Source organism: Stenomitos frigidus ULC18 (assembly GCF_003003795.1).
GTDB classification, from domain to species: Bacteria; Cyanobacteriota; Cyanobacteriia; order Leptolyngbyales; family Leptolyngbyaceae; genus Stenomitos; species Stenomitos frigidus_A.
The window spans coordinates 1-3249 of sequence record NZ_PVWK01000136.1; the positions used below are offsets into that span (position 1 = coordinate 1).

Annotated in this window: 5 protein-coding genes; all 5 read right to left on the minus strand. The window is 55.2% G+C overall.

The genetic code is table 11. From position 1 onward, the window contains the following. Positions 1–67 precede the first annotated feature (67 nt). The 5 genes from C7B82_RS24985 to C7B82_RS35300 all read right to left on the minus strand — a co-directional run bounded on the left by C7B82_RS24985 (position 68) and on the right by C7B82_RS35300 (position 3109). Positions 68–748, minus strand: coding sequence for a hypothetical protein (locus C7B82_RS24985; protein ID WP_106259480.1), 681 nt, complete (start codon positions 746–748; stop codon positions 68–70). Positions 749–903: 155 nt separating this feature from the next. After that, complete coding sequence (locus C7B82_RS24990) at positions 904–1383, minus strand: hypothetical protein (protein WP_106259481.1); 480 nt, start codon at positions 1381–1383, stop codon at positions 904–906. Between the two features lie 27 nt (positions 1384–1410). Next, positions 1411–2043, minus strand: a complete 633-nt coding sequence (locus tag C7B82_RS24995; protein ID WP_106259482.1) for a hypothetical protein — start codon at positions 2041–2043, stop codon at positions 1411–1413. Between the two features lies 1 nt (position 2044). After that, complete coding sequence (locus C7B82_RS25000) at positions 2045–2860, minus strand: hypothetical protein (RefSeq protein WP_106259483.1); 816 nt, start codon at positions 2858–2860, stop codon at positions 2045–2047. 84 nt (positions 2861–2944) lie between these two features. Continuing rightward, the gene (locus C7B82_RS35300) at positions 2945–3109 is read right to left on the minus strand and encodes a DUF6464 family protein (protein WP_219904684.1); all 165 of its coding nucleotides are present in this window, start codon (positions 3107–3109) and stop codon (positions 2945–2947) included. Positions 3110–3249: the final 140 nt, after the last annotated feature.

The window sequence follows — 3249 nt, forward strand, 5'->3', positions numbered from 1 at the left end:
ACTCTTGAACCGAAAGACAGGAGCAACAGGGAACACAAAGCAGACCTAAGTATTGAAGGAGTCCTCTCTACCCGACAGGGCTCTTGGCAAGCGTATTGTACGAATTGATTTCTAGCCTGGAAATTTGTTGGATTTCGCTGTTAATCTGCTGCGCTCCTAAGCCCAGCGTGGTGCCTTGAGCCGTCAGCCTCACGGCAAGCGTTTCTGCCTGAGAAAGGTTGACCTTGAGCGTGCCGGTCGCCTGCGAGAGCGCCTCGAAGGACCCTACCAGATCGGCGCTGGTGACGCCGGAAACCTGCAGGGCATCCTGACGTAATTTTTGGATCTGCCCTTGCACTGGCGTGCCAGCCGCCTCAATGGCTGCCAGCGTGTCTTTAACGACCTTCCCACCGACTAAAACATCCTGGTTAGAAACGAGCTGAGCACTGGTACTTTGAATCTGCTGTCTGAGTTCAATGTTCTGTTGAATAAGCCCCTCAAACGCCCGCTCACCCACCTGCTTCAGTAGCTCAAACGCGAGCTTGAATTTTTCATAGGCAACGACGAGCCCCTCCGCTGTCAGCTTATGCTCGTCCCCGCTTTTCTTAACCTTCTTGTGCGCCTCCTCGCCCTGCCTGCCGCCTTCCTGATAGCTGTTGTTGAGGCGATCGACAAGCTTCTCCAGATCGTCTAAGCGCTTGGCTAACGACTTCAGCACTTCAGGCGAGCGTTCGATCGTCTGGACAATTAACTGAATTGGGTCGAGCACAGCGAAACGCCCCAACTGGAGGAGTGAAGCATCCCAACTGAGGCGTAGGCTGTCCTGAGGCTAGAGTGCCCTGTTCGCGCTGTATCGGCTTTGTGTACTCATGAGTCAACCTCTGCAAGGAGCAGGGCGATCGCAGTTTAAACATTGCCTCCCGATCAACGGCGTCCGCTTCTGGCTGTTTGTTTAGCACGGGCATCGCTGTTTGCTGGTTGCTTTGGCGTTGGCTTAGCCAGTTTGGGACGCTCAAACCCTGCTGCCCGAGGCGGCGTTGTCCCCAGGTCAGCAGGCTTGATTTTAATCGCACCTGAAACCGCCATCAGTACGCGCAAAATTTCGTCTAGCTCCAAACCTGCAACCCCAAAGGGTGGCTTTTGCTTTGGGCCGTACCAGACGAGATGCTCTGGGATATCGGGGAAGATGGTCACGAGGGCGAAGGCGAGAGACTCAATGAACTGCGGATCGCGTAGCCGCCGAAACATCAGCGGCGCGAGCTGTCGTCTCGCGTCTGGTGTGCTGAGGTCTGGGAAAGCTTCTCCTTCCTCCCAAAGCAGCGCCGCGAGCGCGGGATAGGTAGAGCTGGTGAGTCGCTGGGCGACGATCGACTGTCCGTTGTTGAGCGTGACGGTGAGGGGCATAGGAGTCTCAATGAGATTTAGGAGGGCTTAAAACGCAAAACCGCCGTGCTGCCGGAAGCCAGCCGCGATCGTGGCTTGATTCTGTTCAAAGAGTGCCCGATCGCGCTCTGCTTGCAACTCGTCGATCGCGTCCTTGCCACGCCTCAGGTTTTGTCCCTGGCTGAGTAGATCCAGCAAGTCGGCACGGGAGTAATGGTGGACCAACCAGGCGAGTCGGTCTTGAAAGATCAGCTCCAGGCTGGCAAGCAGGTCCATATCGATGTTGCCACTGGTGAGGAGCAGTGGGGGTTGGTTGTCCCCAACCGTGCCCCTGGTGTGGGTGAAGCCCATGAGCTGCTCTAGCCCTGACAGGCTGATCAACGTCATCTCCTTATCGACAGGTTCAAGGCCCATCGAAATGAAAAACTGGTGACGGGATACAGACGTAAGGCTGTCTGGCTCAAATGGTGGTGTCAGATGCTGCGCGATCGCGCGATACAACGGCTCAAAATGCTCAAAGAGCACCGGATCGGCGGTTGCCAGATGATAGCCATCCAGCTGTACCACCTGGCGTAGCAGCTCCAGGTGATAGGCGCGAATTTCGGCATCCACGGCGAAGACTGGCGCTTTGACCAGCAGCGTTGTGCCGTTGCCGCGTGTCAGGTAGTGAAACTGAGGCATCTTACGCAGCCGTTTCTAGTGGGGTGTCGATGATTTGGTACCCAAGCCCAGTACCATCGGTGACATCGGGCAAAATCCGCAGCTTGACCGATCGCCCTGGATCAGAGGAGATTTGACCGCCTGCCAGGCGCGCGCAGTTGCGTGCAATGACCAAGCGCGCTGTGTCGTCGTGGTTAATCCCCTGAGCGAACACAGATACCAAGCCGATCGGCTTCGCGGTAATGATTGCAGCGGTGGGGATGACGCAAGGCACCCAGGCATGGACCTCGACTGCTTTCTCAGCCAGTGCCGCTGAAACGGTAAAGGACATGTGCGCGTCGATCGTGATTTGATCGCCTGCGAGAGTGGCATCAACTGCTTCGACCGCGATCGGTGCAGACAGCTTGGTGGTCAAGTCGATATAACTGACTTGCGCTTTGCTGTTGGCGTCTTGAGCCGTCACGCTATAGCCGATCTGCCCCTCTACCCGTGCAGGCGGTAAGCTGGCGGTGTTGAATTCGGCATAGACGTAACCGTGGACGTTGGTGCCAGCGCCGACCACGTTGCCGTGGATCAATTGCTCGATCTCAGTGGTCGCTGAGTCAAACTCAATTTCGATTTCGGATTTCGACTCTTTGACATAGCTGAAGCTGGGCACAAGCTTCCCACCCATGGTTAGCTCAGTTGGTTCCTCGATCGAGTCACCAGGGTTAATCCCTACTTTCTTGGGAGAAGCCGGAATACCAACAGGCACGAGGACGATCGCGCCTTCGATTTTGACCTGTCGGAAGATACCCAAACGGGTGATCGTCCGAAAACAGTTAATTGCGTAACTCATGTTGGGATGCTTTATGAAGCGTAAGCATCCCAGCTAGGGCGTGGGCAGTCCTACCCTCTAGAGTGCCCAGCGATTGCTCTGGTTCTACGGAACATACTTCGATTGAAAGTGCTGACAGCCCAGGCAGGAACCGCTGAGGCTGAAGGCACAGCGTCGCTGATTGAACATTGCAGCATAAACGCAGGCTGGATTATTGATCAGCTTCGGTTGCCTGCGATGATCAGCCCAAATGCCGCCTTTATCAAGCATCGATCTCAGGTTGAGCTTGCCTAAACTGGCATTATCGCAAGCGCTATACCTAGGTTGGCACTCCTTAGGAGATTTCTAGGAATGAATTTACCCGCTAGCAGGTTGAATAAGGATATCCCATTTTGGTAATTCTGGATTGC